Origin of the sequence: Sorangium sp. So ce117 (assembly GCF_051524395.1) — a bacterium.
GTDB classification, from domain to species: Bacteria; Myxococcota_A; Polyangia; order Polyangiales; family Polyangiaceae; genus Sorangium; species Sorangium cellulosum_B.
In genome coordinates, this window is sequence record NZ_CP150309.1 from 9460115 (window position 1) to 9482129 (window position 22015).

Below are 22015 nucleotides of genomic sequence, written 5' to 3' on the forward strand. Positions count from 1 at the left end.
TCACGGGCGGCCCGGGAGCATACTTGACCTCGGCCGGGCGGCCAGCGCCGCGGGCCCCGATCTCGATCGAGCCGCCAGCGCCGCGAACGCGGCCTACGTGCTGAGCCTGCCCGCTTACGATCCCTGCCGCGCCCTCACTCCGGCTTCGCGAGCGGCGAATAGCGGCTGTAGCGGTAGTCGTTCGAGGTCGCGTAGAGCACGCCCGGGGGATTGCGCGAGTTCCCCGCGGCGATGCAGGTCCGGTACCAGGGGTAGCAAGCCTGGAGCGTGTCGTAGACGAACGACGGCACGGCCGGCGCGCCGCCCCGTTGCACCCAGCACGCGACGGCCGCGCCGGTCTGCGGCTCGACGAGGCAATAGCGCTGCATGTCGGAGGCGCAGCCCGTGCAGTCGGTCTGGATCGCGTTGATCGCGTGTCCGACGTTCGTGCAGCCGAAGCTGAAGATCGCTGCATTGAGCCCGTTTTGCTGCGCTTGCCACCAGAAGCCGTTCGCGAAGTTCGAGCACACGTACGAGCCAGGGGTATACGTGCATTGCTGCACCGTGATGTTGCCCATCGCCGTCGCCAGCGGAGTGCCGCCCCACGTACCGAGGTTGGGTGCCGGTGGGCACGCGGTGCCGGGCGGAACGGCCGACGGCGCGGTCTCGTCGGGCACAATCCCGGTCGGCTCCGCCACGACCCCACCGAGGTCGGTGGGATCTGGGGCCTCGTCGCGCGGAACGCACGCGGATCCCGAGCTGTCATCACACAGCGCCACGTCGCTGGTCATGGCGTAGGCCGCAGGCTCCAGGTCGAGGTCGTCGAGATCGCCGCTCGCGCTCGAGCACCCGCTCAGGGCGCCGAGCAGGCTCACTGACGCGACGAAACCCGCAGCGAAAACCATCGCATGACGATTCATAAGAACGCCTTTCTCGCGGTGAAATGCAACGCGCCGCGCCTGTGGCGCGCACGGATTGGCGGCGCAGCGCGCCTCCGCGTGGGTTACGCGCGAAGTCCGGCGCCGGTTCCGTTTTCGGGTGGCCTTGGTCAGCGGGCCTCCCGCCCTCCGCCACCCACCATCGGTCACCAACGTTTACGTTTACGTTTACGTGGTCGTGAACGTTTACGTGGTCGTGGTCGTGGTCGTGGTCGTTCACGGCCTATCGTCGACGACCACGACCACGACCACGACCACGTAAACGTCAACGTAAACGTTCGGAGGCAGGAGAACGCGACACGCGGCTCGATTCCGCGATGGCCGCGCGGGCGCGCGCGGGGTACGGTACCCTCCGCCTCGATGCCGCCCGACCCCAGCGCGCCCCCCGGCGATCGATCCCTGTTCCCATCGTTCGACGGCCCCGGCGGCTTCGACCGGATCCGCGCCGACCTCCCGGCCTTTCTCCCGGCGATCCGCGCGGTGTGCGAGCGCCACGGGCTCTCGTCGGGCGGGCTCTCCGCCTTCGCGCACGGGACCAACGTGGTCGTCTCGAACGACGCAGGCCAGATCATCAAGCTGTTCCCGCCCTTCCTCCGGCACCAGTTCGAGGCCGAGCGCCTCTCGCTGGGGCGCTTCCACGGGAACGTCCCCGTGGCCACGCCTGAGCTCCTCTGGCAAGCGGAGCTCGAAGGCTGGCCCTATCTCGTGATCTCGCGCCTCCCGGGGCGCACGCTCGAAGAGGCCTGGTCCGCGATGAGCGGCGCGGAGCGCGCCGAGGCGCTCGCCCGCGTCGGCGAGATCATGAGGGCCGCCCACGCGCTGCCCACCTCTGGACTGGAGAGCATCGATCTCGGCTGGGATGCGTTCCTGGAGCGCCAGATCGCCGGATGCGAGGGCCGGCACCGGCGGATGGGCTTGCCCGAGCGCCTTGTCTCGCAGATCCCGGCTTACCTCGAGTCTGCCCGCGCTCTGCTGCCGACGTCGGTGGTCCCGGTCCTGCTGACCGGTGAATACACGCCGGAGAACCTCCTCGTGACCCGAGCGGGCGGGAGGTGGAGCGTCACCGGCATGATCGACTTCGCGGACGCGTGCCTCGGAGCACCCGAGTACGATCTCCTGGGCCCGTGCCTCTTCCTGTCGGCCGGCAACGCAGGCCTCCAGCGCGCATTTCTGGGCGCCTACGGCTACACGCCTGCCGACCTGGGCCCAGCGCTGAGCCGCAGGCTGATGGCCCTGGCGCTGCTGCACCGGTACAGCAATCTCAGGTTCCAGCTCAGGCTCGAAGGCTGGGAGTCCCAGGTCTCCTCGCTGCCCGAGCTGGAACAGACGATCTGGCCGTTCTGACGGGAGATCTGGCCGAGCTCAGTGGCTCGCGGCCGGCGCGCCCCGCCGCGCTCACCCGGCCGCGAGCAGGGCGGCGACGTCCTCGCAGGAGTGCTCCTCGACGGCCCGGCAGTTCGCCACGTCAGCCCACGGCCACCAGCCGCACCCCTCGGCGTCCTCCTCGCACGCCGCTTCGAGGTCCGGAGAGACGACGAGGTCGCAGATCTGATGCGGCGACGGCCCCTCCCACACCAGCGTCGGCCCGCACTCCATCCCTTCGCGCCCGCAGTGCCTCTCGCGCGTCTGCACCAGCGCGGTGCCGTCGCCCAGCACGAAGATCAGCGATTCGGTCTCGTCGACGTACGGGCCAGGCGCGAGCATCGAGCTGAGGACGCCCGTGCCGCCTCCAGTCACCAGCTTGGCCGCGCACGAGAGCGCCTCTGGCGGGCTCGGATAGGCGTGCATCGTGACCGGCTGACAGCTCGGCTCGAAGCTGCAAGCGAACAGATCGAGAGCCGGATCGGGCGCGTCCGCGCCGCCGCCCGACGTGGTGTCGGACGACTCCGGCCCGGGATCCGCGTCGTCGCCCCTGTCCGGCTCCGCCTCGGCCTCGGCGCCGTCCGAGCCCTCGACGACGCGAGCGCAAGCGATGACGAATGGAAGCTGCGCCGCTGCCAGCAGGAGCGCTCCTTGAATGACGCGATGTGCTCTCATGGTATTGCCCTTTCCCAACGAGCCTGTGGAGGTTGTGCCAGGCATGGCGCAACGCAAGCGGCGCGCCACACCGTCCTCGCATCGCGGCGGCGCCGTTGCGCTCCGCGGCTCCAGCTCTCACCCGCAGGCGGACAGCGGCGGGGCGACGTCGACCCCCGAAGCGCCACGAAAATGACGCGCCGCCCACAGGGCTTGCCGCTGACCCACGATGGCACAAACGGGCCATCAGACCCACCACCCGGCACATAATGGCGCAGCCCCGCGCCTCGAAGCCCTGTTGGAGCGCCCCAAAGCCTCCTCTTGCAATGGCGCTGTTCTCGAAGCAGTATCGCGGCGGAACGGGCCAGCCTGCCTGTGCCCCTCCCTTGGTTTTATTTGTAATGAGTCTTACTTATCCTTGTCCACTTCGAGGCAGCGTGACGGACGCAGCATCTTGGCGTTTTGAATGTCGTTACGGCGTCGCTCTCGACGGTTGCAGATGCCCAGGGAAACATCGTTTACCAGAACAACGCCTTCTTCCCCGTCGACGAGCGGAGCTTCATAAACACCGTCACTCATCACCGCTGCCGTGAGTCAGGAAACGCGCGCACCAGGCCACAGCCACCTCGACGCATGGCGGCGTCCCCCCGTGCGCCACGATCACGAAAACGGATGCCAACCCGAAAAATCGAGGCGATTGCGTGATCAGATCGGCGTGCTGCGGGAATTCCCCCGGGCCACACCAGCGAGGTGCAACCTGGGTGACACCCAGCCAACTCGTGCAGAGTAGGCGAACTCTGCCTCCGAGCTTCATCTGTCAACAACTATCGACCACGGAACCCAGCCCGACCGCAGGCGACGCGGCGTGCAGCGAGGGGCCTTCCGCGCCGGACCGTGTCCGCGCGTCAGGGGCGCCTCGCTCCCACGCGCCTCCGGCGGCCCGGAGCGGGCGCGTCCTGACCGGCGCTGCCGGTGCAGGCCGAGCCTGCGGGGGCCTCGGGACCGTCGGTGTGCATGTCGCGCCGTGGTGATCACCGGGATCGCCACGGCGTGATCGCTCGGAACAGCGCCTCGTGATCACCGGGATCGCGATCACGATCGCGCGGATCGCCGCAGGGATTTGGACGATTGCATAGGAGCGCCCGGCCTCAGCGCCGGAGGTCACGGCCCGTGTCCAGCGCGGGCGCGTCGACGACGCCGGTCAGCCGCATCAACGAGGGAAACACCGTTATGAGTTACGCACGCATGGTCATCAGGAAGGGTCGAATCGGATCCTCGCTACTCTGCTTGCTGCTCCCCATGTCGCTCGCTTCGTTGACCGCCTGCGGGTCGGATGGAGCGAAGGGCGATCCGGGAGAGCCGGGCGCGCCCGGCACGCCCGGCGCGCCCGGCGAGCCGGGGCCCGAGGGTCCGCCCGGCGAGACGCCTGTGTCGCCGGTCGACCCGGTGACGGGCTCCCTGGAGAAGTACGTTTCAACCGAAGGCGGAGCGGATCGCTTCCCCCTCGCCGTGAGCGGCAAGGTCGCTCCGCTGGTCGTCAGCGAGAGCGATTATGCGGGCGTGAACCGCGTCGTGGGCGACCTCGCGACGGACATCCAGCGGGTGACCGGCACTGCCGCGGCCGTCAACAAAGAGATCCCGGCGTCGGCGAAGGAAGTGGTCCTGGTCGGGACGGTGGGCAAGAGCCCGATCATCGATCAGCTGGTGGCGGACGAGCGGCTCGACGTCTCCGGCTTGACGGGCAAGTGGGAGACGTTCGTCACGCAGATCGTCGAGCAGCCGGTGGAGGGCGTGGACCGAGCGCTCGTCATCGCGGGCAGCGACCAGCGCGGCACCATCTTCGGCGCGTACGACCTCTCCTCGCAGATCGGCGTGTCGCCCCTGTACTGGTGGGATGACGTCCCGGCCCAGAAGAAGCAGGCGCTCTTCGTGCTCCCCGGGCAGCACACCCAGGGCGAGCCGAAGGTGAAGTACCGCGGGTTCTTCATCAACGACGAGAACCCCGCGACGGGCAACTGGGCGGCCAAGATGTTCGGGCCGGGCAAGGCGGAGGGCTTCCCCGGAGGCCTCAACCACCTTTACTGGGAGAAGATCTTCGAGGTCGCGCTCCGCATGAAGGCGAACTACATCTGGCCGGCCGTCTGGGGCCGCGCGTTCGCCGAGGACGACCCGGAGAACCACGCGACGGCCACGCGGTACGGCGTCGTGATGGGGACCTCGCACGAGGCCCCCATGATGATGGGTATCGAGGAGTGGAATCGCCACGTGGTCCCCGAGGTGAAGGACGCGGCCGGCACCGTCACCAAGCCGAAGACCGATCCGTACGGCGGCACGGGCGACTGGCGCTTCTCGGTGAACGCCGAGGCGCTGAAGAAGCACTGGACCAAGGGCATCCAGCGGATGGTCGACGAGAACATCGAGGGCGTCGTCACGCTCGGCATGCGCGGCCCCGGCGACGTCAGCCTGCCCCCGGCGGACGGCATCCCGCTGATGAAAAACATCGTCGACTCCCAGCGGAAGATCCTCGCCGACGTGACGGGGCGGGACGTGACGACCATCCCCCAGGTCTGGACGCTGTACAAGGAGATCCAGGGTTACTGGGACGCCGGCATCACCGTGCCGGACGACGTCACGGTGGTCTATTGCGACGACAACTGGTCCAACATGAAGCGCCTGCCGGAGCTCGGCAAGGAGCGGGCCGGCGGCTTCGGCCTCTACTACCACTTCGATTACGTCGGCGGCGGCCGTAACTACAAGTGGGTCGACACGATCCTCCTGCCCAACGTCTGGGAGCAGCTCCACCTCGCCTACAACTACGGCGTGGATCGGCTCTGGGTCGTCAACGTCGGAGACTTCAAGAACGAGGAGCTCCCGCTCCAGTTCTTCCTCGATTACGCGTGGAACCCGGACCGCTGGCCGGTCGAGCGCATCGGCGAATGGGAGCGGCGGTGGACCGAGCTGCAGTTCGGCTCCGAGCACGCGGACATCATCGCCGACATCCTGCACAGCTACGCGCTGCTGCAGTCGGATCGGAAGCCGGAGCTCACCAACCGGAAGATCACCGTCGATTACGATCTCATGGTCAGCGCGCCCACGACCGACGTCCCGGATCCCGACACGGCCGCGATCACGTACGACGACGGCGCGAGCCCGTTCAGCCTCACGAACTACCGTGAGCTCGAGAGCGTCACGGAGGAGTGGGAGGCGCTGGCGTCGCAGGCGGAGTTCGTGGAGAGGCTCCTGCCGGAGGAGGCGCACGACGCCTACTTCCAGCTCGTGCTCTACCAGGTGAAGGCGACCGCCAACCTGTATGCGCTGCGCCTGGCAGGGTTCAAGAACAAGCTCTACGCGGCGCAGGGGCGCGCGGCCACGAACGACATGGCGGCCGTCGCGGAGGCGCGGCTCCAGGACGATCTGGCGCTCGCCTCGTACTACAATCACGATCTCGCCAACGGGAAGTGGGAAGGTTTCCAGACGCAGCCGCACATCGGCTACGGCGCGCCGGGGAACCCGTCCTGGCAGCAGCCCGAGCACCAGTACAACAACATCCAGGAGTTCATCTGGCCTGAGCTCGTCTCGATCGATGTCCCCGCGGGGGCGGAGCTCGGCGTGGCGATCGACGGATCGAGCAACTTCTGGACGGGCGAAGGCGCGGGCGACGGGACCACGGTGACCCCCGAGCTGCCCGCGTTCAGCCGGTATCAGACGCAGCCCGAGCAGTACATCGAGGTGTTCAACCGCGGCAGCGGGCCGCTCGAGTACGCGATCGACGTCGCTCTCCCGGTCGAGTGCCCCACCGGTTGGGCCGCGAACACGCCGTGCCCGCCGTGGCTGAACGTCTATCCGAGCCACGGTGTCGTCGACAAGGAGGTGCGCGCGACGGTGAGGGTGGACTGGGTCATGATCCCCACGAACCAGACCTTCCCGGTCGATGTCCCGATCACGGTCACGGGCTCGGACGGGAGCTCGGTGCTGGTCACGGCCCGCGTCGAGGACCCGCGGCAGGTCGCGTGGAAGCCGAACCGCTTCATCGAGGCGAACGGCTATGTCTCGATGGAAGCGGACCACTTCAGCCGCGCGATCAGCACGGAGGACGTCGAGTGGAAGCTGCTCCCGGACATCGGGCGCACCGGGTCGGGCGTGACGCCGTTCCCTGTGACGGCCGAGACCCAGGAGCCCGGCGGCGCGTCGCCTCGCCTCGAGTACGACATGCACCTGACGAGCAGCGGCCCGGTGAATGTCTATGTCTACGTGTCGCCCAGGAACAACTTCCAGAACTGGAAAGAAGGCCTGCAGTACGCCGTGTCGTTCGACGACGGCCCGGTCCAGAAGGTCAACACGAGCCACGCCGTCGAGCTCAACGGCAACGGCAACAAGATCTGGGAGCGGCACACCTCGGACAACGCCAACATCATGCGCACCAAGCACACGATCGCCGCGGCGGGTGACCACACGCTGAAGGTGTGGATGGTCCATCCGGGCGTGATCGTCCAGAAGATCGTGGTGGACGCCGGGGGCGTGAAGGAGAGCCTCCTGGGCCCGCCCGAGAGCTACTGGATGGGCAAGGGGCCGGAGCAGCAGTAAACCATCGTCTGTGAGCAGTCCGAGGGCCCGCCGCGCACACGCTGTGCGGCGGGCTCTCGTCATTTCTGCGCCCTGCCACCTATCGACAGCGGATCTTTCTACCGGCGGCGCCGCGATCGTGGACGCGCCCTCTTCGTGCGCGGTGATCGCGCGAATGGCCGATGGTAGGATCCTCGCCGGGATCAGGGATGCTGCGACAGAAGCTGGGATGGATGGGTGTGGTGACGCTGCTTCCGGCGCTCGCCGCGTGCGGTGAGAGCTCGGGGGCCGGGGCGGCCGGCGGGGGCGGCGCCGGTCAGGCCGCATCGACGGGCGCCGAGGCGTCCACGGGGAGCGGAGCGGGCGGCGCGAGCGCCAGCACGAGCGGCAGCGGAGCCGGCGCGGGCGGGACGTCCGCGAGCACCGGCGGCGCGGGTGGAACCTCCGCGAGCGCCGGCGGCGCGGGCACGGGCGGGAGCGGAGGCGACGGGACGCCGGGCGCGCCCCAGGGCTTCATCCTCGGCGCGGACATCTCCTGGGTGCAGGAGCGCGAGGCCGGAGGCAAGGTGTTCCGCGACATCGATCCGCGGACGGGTGAGCTCGTCGAGAAGGACATCCTCGAGATCTTGAAGGCGCACGGGTTCAACTGGATCCGCTTGCGCCTGTTCAACGACCCGACCGCGGTGTACGCCGACGCGGCCGTCGACGACGACCCCTACTCGCGCGAGGGCTTCTGCGATCTCGAGCACACGATCGAGATGGCGCGGCGCGTGAAGCGAGCGAACATGGGGTTCCTGCTCGACTTTCACTACAGCGACGTATGGGCCGACCCCGACGATCAACACAAGCCCGTCGCCTGGACCGATCTCGAGGGCGACGCGCTGGCGAGCGCCATGCGCGAGTTCACGCGGGACGCGATCGAGCAGCTGAGCGCCGCCGGCGCGCGCCCGGACATGGTGCAGATCGGCAACGAGACCCCGCAGGGGCTGCTGTGGCCTGACGGCTTCGTCACCGGGCAGGCGTTCCAGGGGCTGGGCTCGCTCCTGAAGGCCGGGATCCAGGGCGTCAAGGACGCCGACGACACGATCACCGTCATGCTGCACCTCGACCGCTGCGACGACAACGCGGCGACGCGCTGGTGGGTCGACGGGGTGCTCGGGCAGGGCGTCAAGTTCGATGTGCTCGGCCAGTCCTGTTACACCGAGTACCAGGGGCCGCCCTCGGGGTGGAAGGCGAACTTCGATGATCTCGTGAAGCGCTATCCCGACCTGAAGTTCGTGGTGGCGGAGTACTCGTGGGAGAAGCGCGCGGCCAACGACCTGATGTTCAACCTCCCGGACAAGCGCGGGCTCGGCACCTTCATCTGGGAGCCGACCGAGTGGCACGAGCGCATCTTCGCGCCTAACGGTGATGTCATCGAGAGCATGATCGCTCCCTACGATCAGATGAAGGTCGACTACCGGAACTTCTAGAGCGACAAACGGATTGAAAAGGCGAAGAAGGCGCGAGAATTCAACGCAAAGGCGCAAAGGCGCAAAGGCGCAACGAGAAGATCTCTTTTTTTGCGCCTTTGCGCCTTTGCGTTGATCTCCCGGCTGCCTCATCGTCGGTGCTCCAGAGCGAGCCGATGTCGGCCGCCGCACCCTCGCCGAGGCTGCCGAGTTCGGGCCTGCCGATGATCGCCGCGGGGTAGAGGGCGCGGCGGGCGGCGAGCAGCGCGCAGGGTGCGCCGCGCCCGAGCGCACGGCAGGCACGAGCTCCCGCAGGCTGCGGCGTGACGGCGGCGTCCTTCGACGCATGGGGCAAGTCGTTGATATAGCGTTGCTTTTTCTCATGATGGTGCGCCAGATCGCAGCGACGGATGGGCCGCCGACCGGGGCGAGGTTCCGCAGTTGGCGCTTGACGTTTCGGAAGGCTTTGGATTTCCTTCTCCCTGCGTTGGTTCGTCGAGTTCTCGTCGTCATGCAGAGCACGCCGCCGACCCTTCTCCCTCGGGAGGCGCCAGGAGGAGAGCGGAGGCGACGGGGGCGCAGCGGGGGAGCGGCTCCCGGCAGGGGGGTCGCGAAGCGCTGTGTGTCCTTCAGCCATCAGGGGGAACGCAACTCTCGAGCACACGGCAGAACCAGCGTCGGCCGACGAAAGCGAGCGAGACGCAGATCAATGAACCGAAACAGTCAAGCGCACCTCGGTGAGGACGCCTATCAGATCACGGAAACCGTGGCCGTACTGCCGCGCAGCATCTGGCGGCGCGCGCGCCGCGCGACGTCCGGCGCGAGCGTCCTTTTGCACTCGCTCCGGGACGAAGTCGCTCAGCCGCGCCGGGCCCTGGAGCTCGAGCTGCAGATGTGGCGTCGAATCGGCACGCTCGCGATCGACGGCGGCGTGCGCGAGGTGGACGGCGAGCTCTCGCTCATCATGGAGGACTTCGGAGGCGCGCCGCTCGAGATTCCCGCGAAGGGTCTGGAGGTCGGAACGTGCCTGGAGCTCGCGCTCGGCATGTCTCGCTTGCTGCATCGCTTGCACGAGCAGGGGCTGCTTCATGACGACGTGAGCCATGGCAGCTTCCTGGTCAATCTCGAGACTCGACGTGTCGAGTTTGCTGATCTCCTGGCAGTCTCCGGAGACGCGGCGAGCGGCGCCGCTTTCGAATCCTCGCCCTCGCTCGCCCACGTCGCGCCGGAGCGGACGGGCCGCCTCAACCGTCGCCCTGATCATCGAGCAGACTACTATTCTCTTGGCGTCACGCTCTTCCAGATGCTGACGGGCCAGCTGCCGTTCGCGGCGAGCGACGCCATCGGCTGGGCTCATGCGCACGTGTCCAAGCGCGCTCCGCTCGTCACGGAGCTGTCGCCCGACATGCCGCCAGTCCTCGCACAGCTCGTGTCCAAGCTGCTCGCGAAGAACCCTGACGAGCGCTACCAGAGCGATCACGGGCTGCTGAGCGACCTGACCACGCTCTGTGAGAGCTTCCGGCGAACGCAGACCCTCCCTGCCGTGGTCCTGGGGGTGAACGACGTTTCCAGTCAATTCATGGTCAGTCGAGACGTCCAGGGACGCGACGCCGAGCTGTCGGCGCTGGGAGGCGCCCTCCACGACGTGTGCTCCGGCAAGAGGCTGCTCGTGCTCATGCCAGGAGCCGCGGGCATCGGCAAGTCAGCCGTCGTCGCGGAGTTCCTGCAACAGCACGGCGGGGCGCCGGCGCGCCTGCTGTCGACGGCGTTCGAAGAGCGATCTCAGGCAGTGCCGCTGTCTGGATTGGCGCAGGTGCTACGAAACCTGGCAGGGGACCTGCTGTCGCTCTCCGAAGCCGAGCTGACGGAGCTGCGGCAGCGCGTGACCGCGGCGCTGGGGCACAACGCAAGCATGATGACCGAGCTGGTGCCGGCGCTCTCCTGCGTCACCGGTCCCTCCACGGCCATCGTCGCGTTGAACCCCATCGAGGCGCAGCGCCGGTTGCAGCATGTCTTCCTCTCCTTCATCCGTATCTTCGCCACGCCGGAGCGTCCGCTCGCCTTCGTGCTCGACGACGCTCAGTGGCTCGACGCCGCCTCCGCCGAGGTGCTGGCTGCCATTCTGACGAATCCCGACTCGAGTCACGTGATGGCGCTGGCCGCGTTCCGCGGCGGTGACGTCAGTGACGTACCGACGCTCCTGAACCTGCAGAGAGCGTTGCACCGGGCGAACAAGGTCGTGCTGACGTTGCCGCTCGGGCCGCTGTCCTCCGAGGCGGTCGCGGAGATCGTGGCTCGCTCGCTGCGCGCGCCTGTCGCCGAAGCCCGTGGGCTCGCGGAGATCGTCAGGCGCAAGACCGACGGTAACCCGTTCTTCATCGGTCAGCTGCTCGTCTCCTTGCATCGACAGGGCATCCTGCGCCTGGAGGTCGAGCGCGGCCGATGGTCCGCTGACGTGCAGCGCGCGGAGGCGCACCCCGCTTGCGACAATGTCGGCGCGTTGATGGCGGATCGCCTCGAGAACCTCGGTCCCGAGGCGGCGAGGCTGCTGTCTACCGCAGCGTGCTTCGGCATGCGCTTCGATCTGCAGACCCTGTCGGAGGCCGTGGACAGACCGCTCGCGGCCTGTCTCGAGCTCGTTCGGGAGGGGCTGGCCCATCATCTCCTGTCCGAGGTCTCCGTCGAGGCTCGAGAGGAGCCGTCTGCGCCTGGCCGGAGCCACGAGCCTGCATCGTACGCCTTCGAACACTCGCGCGTGCAGCAGGCGGCGCTCTCACGCGCCAGCGACGCGGAGCGCGTGGCAGCTCATGGTCGCATCGGACGGATCCTGCGCGAGCGCCTGCGGGGCGATCGCGCGCCGAGTCGAATCTTCGAGGTCCTTCATCATTTAAACGCCGCTCGCCGCGTGATCCATGACCGGGAAGAGCACCTCGACCTCGCGGAGCTCAACCTGACCGCGAGTCACCAGGCGCTCCAGAGCGGCGCGTGGAGCATCGCGGGGACCCACGCCGAGATCGCCGTCGAGCTGCTGGCCAGCTGGGAGAGCGAATGTTCGCCGGATCTGGCCTTTCGAGCGATCTTCGCGCGCGCCGAGACGGCGTTCGTGCTGGCGGATCCGCAGGTCGAAGCGCTCTGCGAGGAAGCGTTCAGGCTCGCCCCCGACCGCCTGGCCCGCGGCCGAGTTCATGTCTTGAAGACCCGGATCCTCGAGCACGGCGGGCGAATGCTGGACGCCGTGGCCCAGGTGCGCGCAGCGCTGGCCGAGTTCGGCGTGCGCTTGCCGGAGGCGCCCGACGAGATCAACCAGGGCATCGGTGAGGGTATCGGCAAGCTGCAAGCGCACTTGGCACGCGTGACGATCGAGGGCCTGCCGGCTCTTCCGACGGCAGAGGACGCAGAGTCGCGCCTGGTCCTCGAGCTGCTGGCCCAGGTGATCCCTCCGGCGTTTCAGACCTATCCGCCCTTGTTCTTCCTGGCGGAGCTCATCATGTTCGACCTGGCGCTATGCCGCGGCGTCAACGCGGTCTCGTGCAAGAACTTCGCTGACTGCGGCATCATCCTCCTCGCGATGCTGGGCGACTACGATGCCGCCTATCGCATCGGCCTGGCTGCCTTCGAGCTCTTGAAGCGCTTCTCGCCGACCCCGGTCGAGTCGGGCGTGTGCTTCGTGTTCGCGGGCTTCCTCGCGCACTGGAAGGCGCCTTACCGGGATCTGTTCGCGGTCTACGACCGAGGCGAGAAGAGCGGGCTCATGCTCGGCGACCTGCAGCACGTCGCCTACGCCAAGAACGATCGCGCCCAGCGCTCGTTCCTGGTTGGCGCGCGGCTGCGGGCCTGCCGCGAGCAGGTGGCGGAGCTGCGGCGGTACCTGACGCACATTTCGGCGGCAGGTCAGCTGGTCGATGCGCTGGTCGTCGAGCGAGCCGTCGCTCGATTGACGGCGCGCGAATCGGAGAAGCAGGCCGTCGCCGCGGCCGACGGCGAAGCGACCGCCGTGGTGGTTGCCGAGAAGAGCACCCAGTACTCCTACGCCTACGGGCAAGCCCAGATGATGACGAGCTTCATCCTGGGCGACTTCGCTTCGGCGCGTCAGTGGATGGAGTTCACCCGGGAGTTCTTGATCATCGCGTCGGGGCAGTTCTCGCTCCCCGATTACAAGCTCCTGGAAGGGCTGCTGGCGGCGAGGGCGTGCCGCGAAGGAGGCCCGGAGGCGCGGGAGGCCCTGCTCGCTGTCGTCGAGGAGAACCTGAAGCAGCTCGAGGCCTGGTCCCGTCTGTGCTCGGAGAACTTCGCTCACAAGGCTCACTTCCTGGCCGCCGAGCACGCGCGCGTGACGGGGCAGCCGCTGGAAGTCGTGCTCGCCCGCTACCGCGACGCGATCAGAACGGCCGGAGACGGGTTCATCCACTTGCGGGCGCTCGTCCACGAGCACCAGGCCCAGATGTGGCTATCGCTGGACGAGCCCCTTCACGCCAGGGCATGCCTCGAGACGGCTTACCGGCTCTACGCGGACTGGGGCGCCACGGCGAAGCTCGAATCGCTGGCGCGTGAGCACCCCGCTTTGCTCGCGGATGCCGTCAGAGGAGACATCGCGACACCACGCGGCGCGATGGTGGCCGGCCAGGGTTTCGACAGCGCGTCCCTGCTCAAGGCGACGCAGAGCATCTTCGTCGAGGTCGAGACCGAGCGGCTGTTCGCCGCGCTGATGGCCACGTTGATCGAGAACGCCGGGGCAGAGCACGGCTGCCTCGTCTTGCGAGACGACGCCGATCGCGCGTACTACGTGGAGGCGCGCGCCCACGTGGAGCGCCCGATCACGAACCTCTCGCAGCGCGTGGAGTACTCGGAGGCCGATTTCTTGTGCCCCACCGTCGTCAGCTACGTGCTGCGCACGGGAGAGGCCGTCACGCTGGACGACGCATCGAAGGCCGGCGCCTTCCAGGCGGACCCGCAAGTTCGAAAGCGGGGCGTGCGTTCGGTGTTGTGCGCTCCCATCATGCGCAAGGGCGACGTCCTGGGCGCGCTGTACGTGGAGAACAACCTGAGCGCGTATGCCTTCACGCTCGATCGATTGGCTGCGTTGCAGGTGATCGCCAGCCAGGCGGCGATCTCGATCTACAACGCCCAGCTCTACGAGAGCCTGGAGCGACGCGTGGCCCAGCGCACCGAGGAGCTGGCGCTCAAGAACGGTCAGATCGCTTCGATGCTCGACAATCTGGACGAGGGCGTCTTCACCATCGACCGGAACCGGCGCGTCGAACCGGGATACTCTCGACGATTGGCGGAGATCCTCGGCGATGCCGAGCTGGCCGGTCGCGACTGCCTCGCGCTGCTGTTCGGTGGCTCCAACGTGCGACCGGACGCGTGGAGCGCGGCAGAGGCAGCGCTCACCTGCGCCTTCGGTCAAGAGCAATGGCTGGCGGCGCTGAACACCCATCACCTGCTCCGTGACGTGGAGCGCACGGGTCCCGGCGGCAAACCTCAGTTCCTGGAGATCTCTTGGAACTTCATCGAGTCGGAAGCGGGCCAGGTGGAGCGCATGTTGGTCACGGTTCGCGACGTGACCTTGCTGCGTAGCTTGAGGCAAGCGGCGCACAACAAGGAGCGCGAGGTCGACATCATCGTGCAGGCGCTCGATTGCGGCGTCGAGACCACACGGGCGTTCTGCGTCGACTGTCGCGAGCTGCTCGCCGCAAATCGCGCGGCGCTCGGGCCGAACGTCGAGAGCTCCGAGCAGCTCTGTGATGCCGCCTTGCGCGACCTGCACACCCTGAAAGGCAACGCCCGCCTGCACGGCTTCACGCACCTCGTGGACTGCCTGCACGCTGCGGAGCACGCCTGCCAGGCGTTGCGCCGGGAGCCAGAGCGGCCGATCGACAGGCACGAGCTGCTGCAGCAACTGGATGCCGTCGAGCGAGCGGTCGCGGAGTACGAGTCGGTTTGCCAGCAACGGCTGACGGCCGTGATCCAGAGGCTGGATGAACGGAGCGAGGGTGTCCTTCACGACATCCGGGGCCTGGTCGCGACGGCCGCTCCCACCGACGCGGCCGAGGAGCTGGTGCGCAAGCTGCGTGGAGCCCTCGCGCGCCTCGACCCTACGTCGGTGGCGCGCTTGGTCGACGAGACGCGCGAAATGCTGCCGGGCTTGGCCGCCGAGCTCGGGAAGCCCGCGCCCGCGGTGCTCACGGAGCAGGCCGAGGCGCAGCTGGCCAGCGACTGGACGGGACTCGTGAAAAACATCCTGGTTCAGTGCTTTCGCAACTCCCTCTATCACGGCATCGAGATGCCTGACGTGCGAGAGCTCGCCGGCAAGCCGGCGCAGGGCCGCATCGATGTTCGCGTGCGGAGCGGAACGCGCGCGCTCGAGCTGCAGATCTTCGACGATGGCAGCGGACTTTCACTCGAGAAGCTGCGCCGGCGGGAGAGCGTTCATGGGCTGCCCGATGAAGCCCTGGCCGACCAGATCTTCCTGTCCGGCGTCTCGACCGCGGAGACGATCGGTCAAGTAGCCGGTCGAGGTGTCGGGCTCGACATCGTGCGCGCGAGCCTCCGGGCTCGCGGCGGTGACGCCCTTGTGCGCTTCACCGGGGAGGAGCGCGATGGCCACCGGCCGTTCATGCTGGTCCTCCTCATGCCGAAGAGCGCGCTCGCCTCCCGCTCCTTCGAGCCCCCGGTCGTTCGGCCCTCTCCCTCGCAGGCCTCCTGACGCGCGCCTGGGCCGTCACGTCGACCCGCGGCGCCCGGCGCCCTCGGTCACGGCGGCTCGTGTCTGCATCTGCATCTGTCGCGCGCGCCCGCGAGGGGTATGCTGGCGGGCGTCGTGGACTGGGATGACGTGCGCCATTTTCTCGCGCTCGCTCGAACGGGCTCCGTCCGCGCGGCGGGCGCGATGCTCGGCGTGAGCCACTCGACCGTGGCGCGGCGGGTCGAGGCCCTCGAGGCGCGGCTCTGCGTGAAGCTGTTCGACCGGCACCGCGACGGGTACCAGCTGACGGACGCGGGCAACGAGATGGTCGCGGGGGCGGAGCGCGTCGAGCGGGAGATGGCCGCGCTGGAGCGCGGCCTCGCCGGGCAAGACGCGCGGCTCGAGGGGCCCGTGCGGGTGACCTGCACCGACCCGTTCATCGCGAAGCTCCTCCTCCGCGCCCTGGCCGGCCTCTGCGAGCAGCATCCTGGCATCGAGCTCGAGCTGGATGCCGACGCCAAGAACCTGGATCTGTCGAAGCGCGAGGCCGACGTCGCGGTGCGCGCGCTCTTGCCCGGCGCGTCCCCGCCGGAGCACCTGATCGGACGGCGGCTCGTCCCCATCACCCTCTGCAACTACGTCGCGACCGCGCACGCTGCCCAGCTCGACCCCGAGCGCGGCGCGCGCCCCGCGCGCTGGCTCGGATCCACCGTGAACAGGATCGTCAAGGAGCTCGTCGCGTCGTCGAGCTATCCCGAGGTTCCCCTCTGGGGCACGTTCGAGTCGATGGCGATCATGATGGAGGCCGCACACGCGGGCCTCGGCTTCGTGATGTTACCCACGTACGCCGGCGATCCGGAGCCCGGGCTGCAGCGCCTCGCGAGGCCGGACCTGCGCCACGTCGCCGATTTCTGGCTCCTCAGCCACCGCGACCTCCGGGACAACGCGCGCCTTCGGGCCGCGCGCGAGGGCATCACCGCGGCGCTGACAGCGCGCGCGGCGCTGTTTCGCGGCGAGGCCGAGGGTTGGCGCGAAACTGCGCCCCTGCGTCACGAACTTGAACCGGGCGCGGGCGCGCCGCGTGCGTAGATTCGTCGACCATGACGACCGCCGACGCCAAGTTCTGGGACGACCTCGCCGAGAAGTACGCCGCCAAGCCGGTGGCGAACGTTACCGCCTTCGAGCGCAAGAAGGCCATCACCCGCGAGCACCTGCGCCCGGGCTCGACGGTCCTCGAGATCGGCTGCGGCACCGGCTCGCTCGCCCTGGAGATGTCGCCGTGCGCCGGCCACATCCACGCGATGGACGTCTCGGGCGAGATGATCCGCATCGCCGACCAGAAGAAGCAGGCCCAGGGCGCGACCAACGTCACCTTTCGCCAGGGCACGCTGGACGGACCTACCCCGTACGAGCCCGAGCACTTCGACAGCGCCTGGGCCTACTCCATCCTCCACCTCGTCCCCGATCGGCGGCGCACCCTCAAGACAATCTTCGACCTCCTCAAGCCCGGCGGCTCGTTCATCTCGTCCAACGTCTGCCTCGGCGGCACCTGGGTACCTTACGGCGCGATCATCACGGTGATGCGCTGGTTCGGGAAGGCGCCGGTCGTCCACAGCTACGATCGCGAGACGATCCTCCGCGAGATGCGCGAGGCAGGGTTCGTCGACATCGAGGAGCGGGAGGTTGGCGGCGGGAGGATGGTTGCGTTCGTCGTGGCGAAGAAGCCGAGGTAGCGCGCAGCTCGCCACGACCGACCCTCATGCGACCAGCCAACCCTGGTTCCGATCGGAGATCGGATGCTCCCCGCGGCGCTCGCGGACGGCGCATGGGGGCACGGGGATGCGCGAGCAACAATAACGGCAAAATCCGAGTCAGAACTGCGGCCGGGAACCGTGGCGGGGAACCGCGCGATCCCGTGCCAGCATAGTTCGTCAAGCTCTCCGTAAGCACCGATGAGCTTGGGGGACAGTCCCCTACAATCCACGTTACTTCAGGTCGATTTCGCGACGCCTCGTTGCTCGTCGAATTCTTGCTCCGACCAGCTTTTCACTCGGCAGGTCTGCTAGCACACTGCATTCATTCGTTGGAGGCGATCGTCTCCGGGCGAAGCACGGCGAGCAGGTGGCAGGGCGGCAGGGGCGTACCGCGCTCGCGACAGCTCGCCCCCTCGACGCGTGGAAGCCCATGAAGGCGCCTCGAGCCTGCGGACCGGCCGAGGCGCTCGCATCCACGTTGACCTGTGTCCGCTCCTGGAGAACACCCATGTTCAACCTCACCCATCATCGCCTCTCGCTGCTCTCCCTGCTCGGCGTGCTGGCCGCGCCAGCGCTCGCCTGCGAAGCCCCGCGCGAGGGCGGCGTCGCGGGGGACCTCGCCCAGGCCGAGCTCGACGTCGAGGACGATGTCGGCGCGCTGGCCGCGGCCGAGGTCGCCGTGGCGGACTATTTCATCGCGACCCGTCCTGATTACCGCAGATGCGCCGCGCCGATGTGCGGCGGCCATTTTGTCGCCCGCGTCAACACCAGCGTGACCCGCTGCGCCGATGGAACTTGGCAAGAAGAATGCCACATGTTCGAGCTGGATCTGTCCGGGCTCGGGCTCGACCGCTCGACCGAGGCCAAAGCCAGAGCGGCGTTCGGCGCCGGGCAGGCGCTGGTCCGCGGCGGCCTGAAGCAGGTCCAGCTCGGCGACCTGCAGTCGCCGCCGGCTGACGTCCTCATCGCCAGCGAAATCTGGCTCGGGGTGACGGGCAATGCGCCGAAGGGCCACTTCTCTCGGGTCGACAGCAGCGGGATCGTGTGCGTGACGTACCCCTGTCCCTCCTTCTCCGAGCACAGCCTGAACACCAACCTGAGCGGTTCACTCGACGGCCTCGATCTTCTGTCCGCGTCCGGGGCCACGGAAAAGCAGGTCGACGGCGGCATGAAGGCGCTGTCCGGGCCCGGTCTGCTGGTCGCCGGTCAACATGCGATCACCGCCGGTCCGGCCGGCTCGATGAACCGCCTCGGCGTGGCGGAGTTCTACCTGCGCCTGAAGTGACGCCGGCTGGGCGGCTCGTGCTCCTTGCGCGCCGCGTTCACAACGAACCAGATCATGGCCAGCGCCGCGAAGGCGATGACGCCCGTGGCAAGCGCCTTTGCCCCGCTGGTGAGCTCGCGGAGCCGAGTCCGACCGGTTCGTTCCATGTTGAACGAGAGCCTCCGCGACCCAGAACGGGCTCGCCCGCACGGCCGGGAGCTGAACGAGCGCAACGACTTATCCATGGCTCGAAGATGCCGTGTTCGCCCGACAGCCAGCGAGCGAGATCCTTCACCGACCGCCAGGGCAGCGTGACATGTCACGTGACATGTCACGATCGCGGCGTGACATGTCACGTGGAGGCCCTGGAGGCGGCAGCGCCGGCCCGAGGGGGCGGCGCTGCGCGGGGGCGCGCGCCAGCCACGTGACGGCAGCGGGCAGCAGCCTGCGACGGGCCAGACGACGGCGCCGACGAGCATCGTAGAGCGGGGTAGCGAGAGAGCGGCGCGCCTCTCCACGTGCATGGGCAGGTACGCCTTCTGCATGCGCGTACGCGCACATGGGGGCCTGCCGTCTCCAGGCGCCGGTGGTTCAAGAGGAGATCCGTGATGCATTTTCATTCACCATTACAACGGTGGCTATTCATCTTATCGACATGGCTGTTCGGTGGGGCGCTGCTGGCCTGCGGCGCCGGCTGCGGCGTTGAAGCGCCCGCAGGCGTCAAGCTGCGGCAGCAGTTCCCCGATCAGGCAGCGCAGGTCCTCGAGGCCAGCGAGGCGTTCGTCGCTATCAACGACGGTTTCTCGCTCGCCTCGCTCGGCGATCCGAGCCGCGAGCTCGACATCGAGGCAGCGTTGCTGCGCCGCGGCGGGCTGCACGCCGCCCTGCCGGCCCGCGGCGAGGGCGAGATCCGGTTTCATCTGCCCGGCGGGTTCGAGGCGCGCGTGCGCGAGCTCGACGCCGAGGGCGAGGGCGAGCTCGCCGAGCGCGCGGTGGCGTATCCGCGCAAGGGCGGCACGTCGTTCTGGTCGGCGATCGACGCGGGCTACGAGGAGTGGCTGCTGCTCGACGCGGGCGTGGCGCGCGCGGATGCGCCCGCGGCGGTGTGGCAGGTCGAGGGCGCGACGCTCCGGCAGCAGCGCGACGCGGTCGAGGTGGTCGACGAGGCCGGCGCGGCGCGGCTGCGCGTGACGGCGCCGGCGGCGTACGCGCGCGGCGGGCGGCCGATCGCCGTGCGCCTCGAGGTGCGCGGGGCGACGATCGAGCTGTGGGCCGACGCGGGTGGAGAGCCGGCGCTTGTCGACCCGGTCTGGACGTGGGCGCCCGCGATGAGCACGGCGCGCAGCGGGCATACCGCGACGGTGCTCTCGAGCGGCGACGTGCTCATCGTGGGCGGCTACAACGGCGCTGTGGTTGCGAGCGCGGAGCTCTATGACCGGGACACGAATACCTGGTCGCCGGCCGGTTCGCTGACCACCGCCCGCCGCTACCACACGGCGACGCGGCTGAGCAACGGCTGGGTGCTCATCGCGGGCGGCAGCAACGCCTCCAACGTGTCCCTCGCGAGCGCGGAGCTCTATGACCCGAACACGAACAGCTGGTCATCGGCCGGGAGCCTGACCGTGGAGCGCTCCGGGCACACCGCGACGTCGGTCGAGGACGGCAAGGTGCTCGTGACCGGCGGCCAGAGTGACAGCTCCACCTACTTGGCGAGCACCGAGCTCTACACTCCCGGGTCCAATAGCTGGTCGCCGGCCGCGCCCATGACCACGAGCCGCAGCGGGCACACGGCGACGCGGCTCCTCGACGGCAAGGTGCTCGTCGCGGGCGGGCGCAATGGCGCCTACCTGACGAGCGCGGCGCTCTACGACCCGAGCAACAACACATGGTCGACGGCGGGATCGATGGGCGTCGCCCGCAACAAGCACACGGCGACACTGCTTCCGGACGGCAGGGTGCTGATGGTGGGCGGCGCCGACTCGAACTCTCACGAGCTCTCGAGCGCCGAGCTCTACACCCCGGGGACGTCGCCCACCTGGACCCCGGCCGCGTCGATGACCACCCCCCGCATGTCCCACACGGCGACTCGATTCCTGAGCGGCAAGGTGCTCGTCACGGGCGGAACCACCGCGAGTAGCACGGAGACCGACAGCGCGCAGATGTACGACCCGGCGACCAACACCTGGATCGCCATCAAGCCAATGGGCAGCAAGCGCACCCAGCACACCGCGACGCTGCTGGGCTTGAGCAAGGTGCTCATCACGGGCGGCTTCAGGCACGACGGCCTGACGACCGGGTACCTGGCGAGCGCCGAGCTCTACGACCTCGACGCCGAGACATGGAAGTTCGTCGCGCCGATGGCCATGGCCCACCCCGCCGGTGCCGCGGTGCGGCTCCAGGACGGCAGGGTGCTCGTGACGGGCGGATACGACGACGATGACGACGAGGACCCCGAGAATACTGCCGAGCTGTACAACCCGACGACCAACACCTGGACGTCCGCGCCCGACATGCCAGTGGACCGAACATGGCACACGATGACGCTGCTCGGGAACGGCAAGGTGCTGGTTGTGGGGGGCTTTGAGGACGTCTCTGCGCTGGAGAGCGCCGCGCTCTACACGCCCGCCACCAACACGTGGTCGTCGATGGGACCCACGGGCTTCGATTTCGCCCGGACCTCCCATACCGCGACGTTGCTTCAGAGCGGCAAGGTGCTCGTCGCCGGGGGAGATCCCAATAGTGTCAACGGTCAGGCGCCCACGGCGCTCTTCAACCCGTCGACCAACATCTGGTCGACGGCCGCGCCCATGGTCGTTTCCCGTCGGGGTCACACCGCGACGCTGCTCCAGAACGGCAAGGTGCTGGTCACCGGAGGCCGGCGCAATAGCAACGATAGCTATACCAGGACCGCCGAAATTTACGATCCGACGACCGACGCGTGGACGGCTGCGAGCGACATGGTTGCCGCTCGCGGAGCACATAGCGCCACGCTGCTCGCCAGCGGTGACGTGCTGGTCGTCGGAGGGCGCGATGCCTCGAGTTATCTGTCGACCACCGAGATATATCATCCGGCGTCGAACGCCTGGTCAGCCGGTCCTGCGATCATCGCCCGTTCCATGCACGGCGCGACGCGGCTCAACGACGGCAGGGTGCTCATCGCGGGGGGGCGAAACGGCGCCGGCATGCTCCGGAGCACCCAGGTCTACAGCCCGGTGTCGAACACGTGGACCACGACGGGGCCGATAGACCAGCCCTATACGTTGGACAGCATGATGCTCCTGCTCGCGGACGGCAGGGTGATCAACGTGGGCAATTACGACGGGAGCGTCGAGATCTACACCCCCTGACGCCCGCGGGGCTATCGC

General features: G+C 68.4%; 12 protein-coding genes. 8 read left to right on the forward strand and 4 right to left on the reverse strand.

What is annotated here, in order from left to right:
• Positions 1 to 134: 134 nt before the first annotated feature.
• Positions 135 to 884 carry a hypothetical protein gene (locus WMF46_RS35520; protein WP_437981260.1) on the reverse strand — a complete coding sequence of 250 codons (750 nt, stop codon included), beginning with the start codon at positions 882 to 884 and terminating at the stop codon, positions 135 to 137.
• Positions 885 to 1277: 393 nt separating this feature from the next.
• Between WMF46_RS35520 and WMF46_RS35525 the strand changes: the two genes are divergently transcribed.
• The gene (locus WMF46_RS35525; RefSeq protein WP_437981261.1) at positions 1278 to 2261 is read left to right on the forward strand and encodes a phosphotransferase family protein; all 984 of its coding nucleotides are present in this window, start codon (positions 1278 to 1280) and stop codon (positions 2259 to 2261) included.
• A gap of 51 nt (positions 2262 to 2312) precedes the next feature.
• On the opposite strand, the gene WMF46_RS35530 is transcribed toward WMF46_RS35525, so the two are convergent.
• Positions 2313 to 2954, reverse strand: coding sequence for a hypothetical protein (locus WMF46_RS35530; RefSeq protein ID WP_437981262.1), 642 nt, complete (start codon positions 2952 to 2954; stop codon positions 2313 to 2315).
• 1278 nt (positions 2955 to 4232) lie between these two features.
• Here WMF46_RS35530 and WMF46_RS35535 point away from each other — a divergent pair.
• Positions 4233 to 7517 carry a glycosyl hydrolase 115 family protein gene (locus tag WMF46_RS35535; protein ID WP_437981263.1) on the forward strand — a complete coding sequence of 1095 codons (3285 nt, stop codon included), beginning with the start codon at positions 4233 to 4235 and terminating at the stop codon, positions 7515 to 7517.
• 188 nt (positions 7518 to 7705) lie between these two features.
• Positions 7706 to 8968 carry a glycosyl hydrolase 53 family protein gene (locus tag WMF46_RS35540; protein WP_437981264.1) on the forward strand — a complete coding sequence of 421 codons (1263 nt, stop codon included), beginning with the start codon at positions 7706 to 7708 and terminating at the stop codon, positions 8966 to 8968.
• Between the two features lie 40 nt (positions 8969 to 9008).
• On the opposite strand, the gene WMF46_RS35545 is transcribed toward WMF46_RS35540, so the two are convergent.
• The gene (locus tag WMF46_RS35545) at positions 9009 to 9302 is read right to left on the reverse strand and encodes a hypothetical protein (protein WP_437981265.1); all 294 of its coding nucleotides are present in this window, start codon (positions 9300 to 9302) and stop codon (positions 9009 to 9011) included.
• A 354-nt stretch (positions 9303 to 9656) separates the two neighbouring features.
• Here WMF46_RS35545 and WMF46_RS35550 point away from each other — a divergent pair, with 354 nt between their 5' ends.
• The 4 genes from WMF46_RS35550 to WMF46_RS35565 all read left to right on the forward strand — a co-directional run bounded on the left by WMF46_RS35550 (position 9657) and on the right by WMF46_RS35565 (position 18671).
• Positions 9657 to 15653: an AAA family ATPase gene (locus tag WMF46_RS35550; RefSeq protein WP_437981266.1), complete on the forward strand. Its 5997-nt coding sequence runs from the start codon at positions 9657 to 9659 to the stop codon at positions 15651 to 15653.
• Positions 15654 to 15767: 114 nt separating this feature from the next.
• A complete protein-coding gene (locus WMF46_RS35555) occupies positions 15768 to 16721 on the forward strand; it encodes a LysR family transcriptional regulator (protein ID WP_437981267.1) in 954 nt (317 codons plus the stop codon).
• 11 nt (positions 16722 to 16732) lie between these two features.
• Positions 16733 to 17365, forward strand: coding sequence for a class I SAM-dependent methyltransferase (locus WMF46_RS35560; protein WP_437981268.1), 633 nt, complete (start codon positions 16733 to 16735; stop codon positions 17363 to 17365).
• A gap of 529 nt (positions 17366 to 17894) precedes the next feature.
• Positions 17895 to 18671: a DUF6748 domain-containing protein gene (locus WMF46_RS35565; RefSeq protein WP_437981269.1), complete on the forward strand. Its 777-nt coding sequence runs from the start codon at positions 17895 to 17897 to the stop codon at positions 18669 to 18671.
• Here the strand turns inward: WMF46_RS35565 and WMF46_RS35570 are convergent.
• The gene (locus tag WMF46_RS35570; RefSeq protein WP_437981270.1) at positions 18653 to 18817 is read right to left on the reverse strand and encodes a hypothetical protein; all 165 of its coding nucleotides are present in this window, start codon (positions 18815 to 18817) and stop codon (positions 18653 to 18655) included. The genes WMF46_RS35565 and WMF46_RS35570 overlap by 19 nt on opposite strands.
• A gap of 441 nt (positions 18818 to 19258) precedes the next feature.
• Here WMF46_RS35570 and WMF46_RS35575 point away from each other — a divergent pair, with 441 nt between their 5' ends.
• Positions 19259 to 21997 carry a kelch repeat-containing protein gene (locus WMF46_RS35575; RefSeq protein WP_437981271.1) on the forward strand — a complete coding sequence of 913 codons (2739 nt, stop codon included), beginning with the start codon at positions 19259 to 19261 and terminating at the stop codon, positions 21995 to 21997.
• The last annotated feature ends 18 nt before the right edge of the window (positions 21998 to 22015 follow it).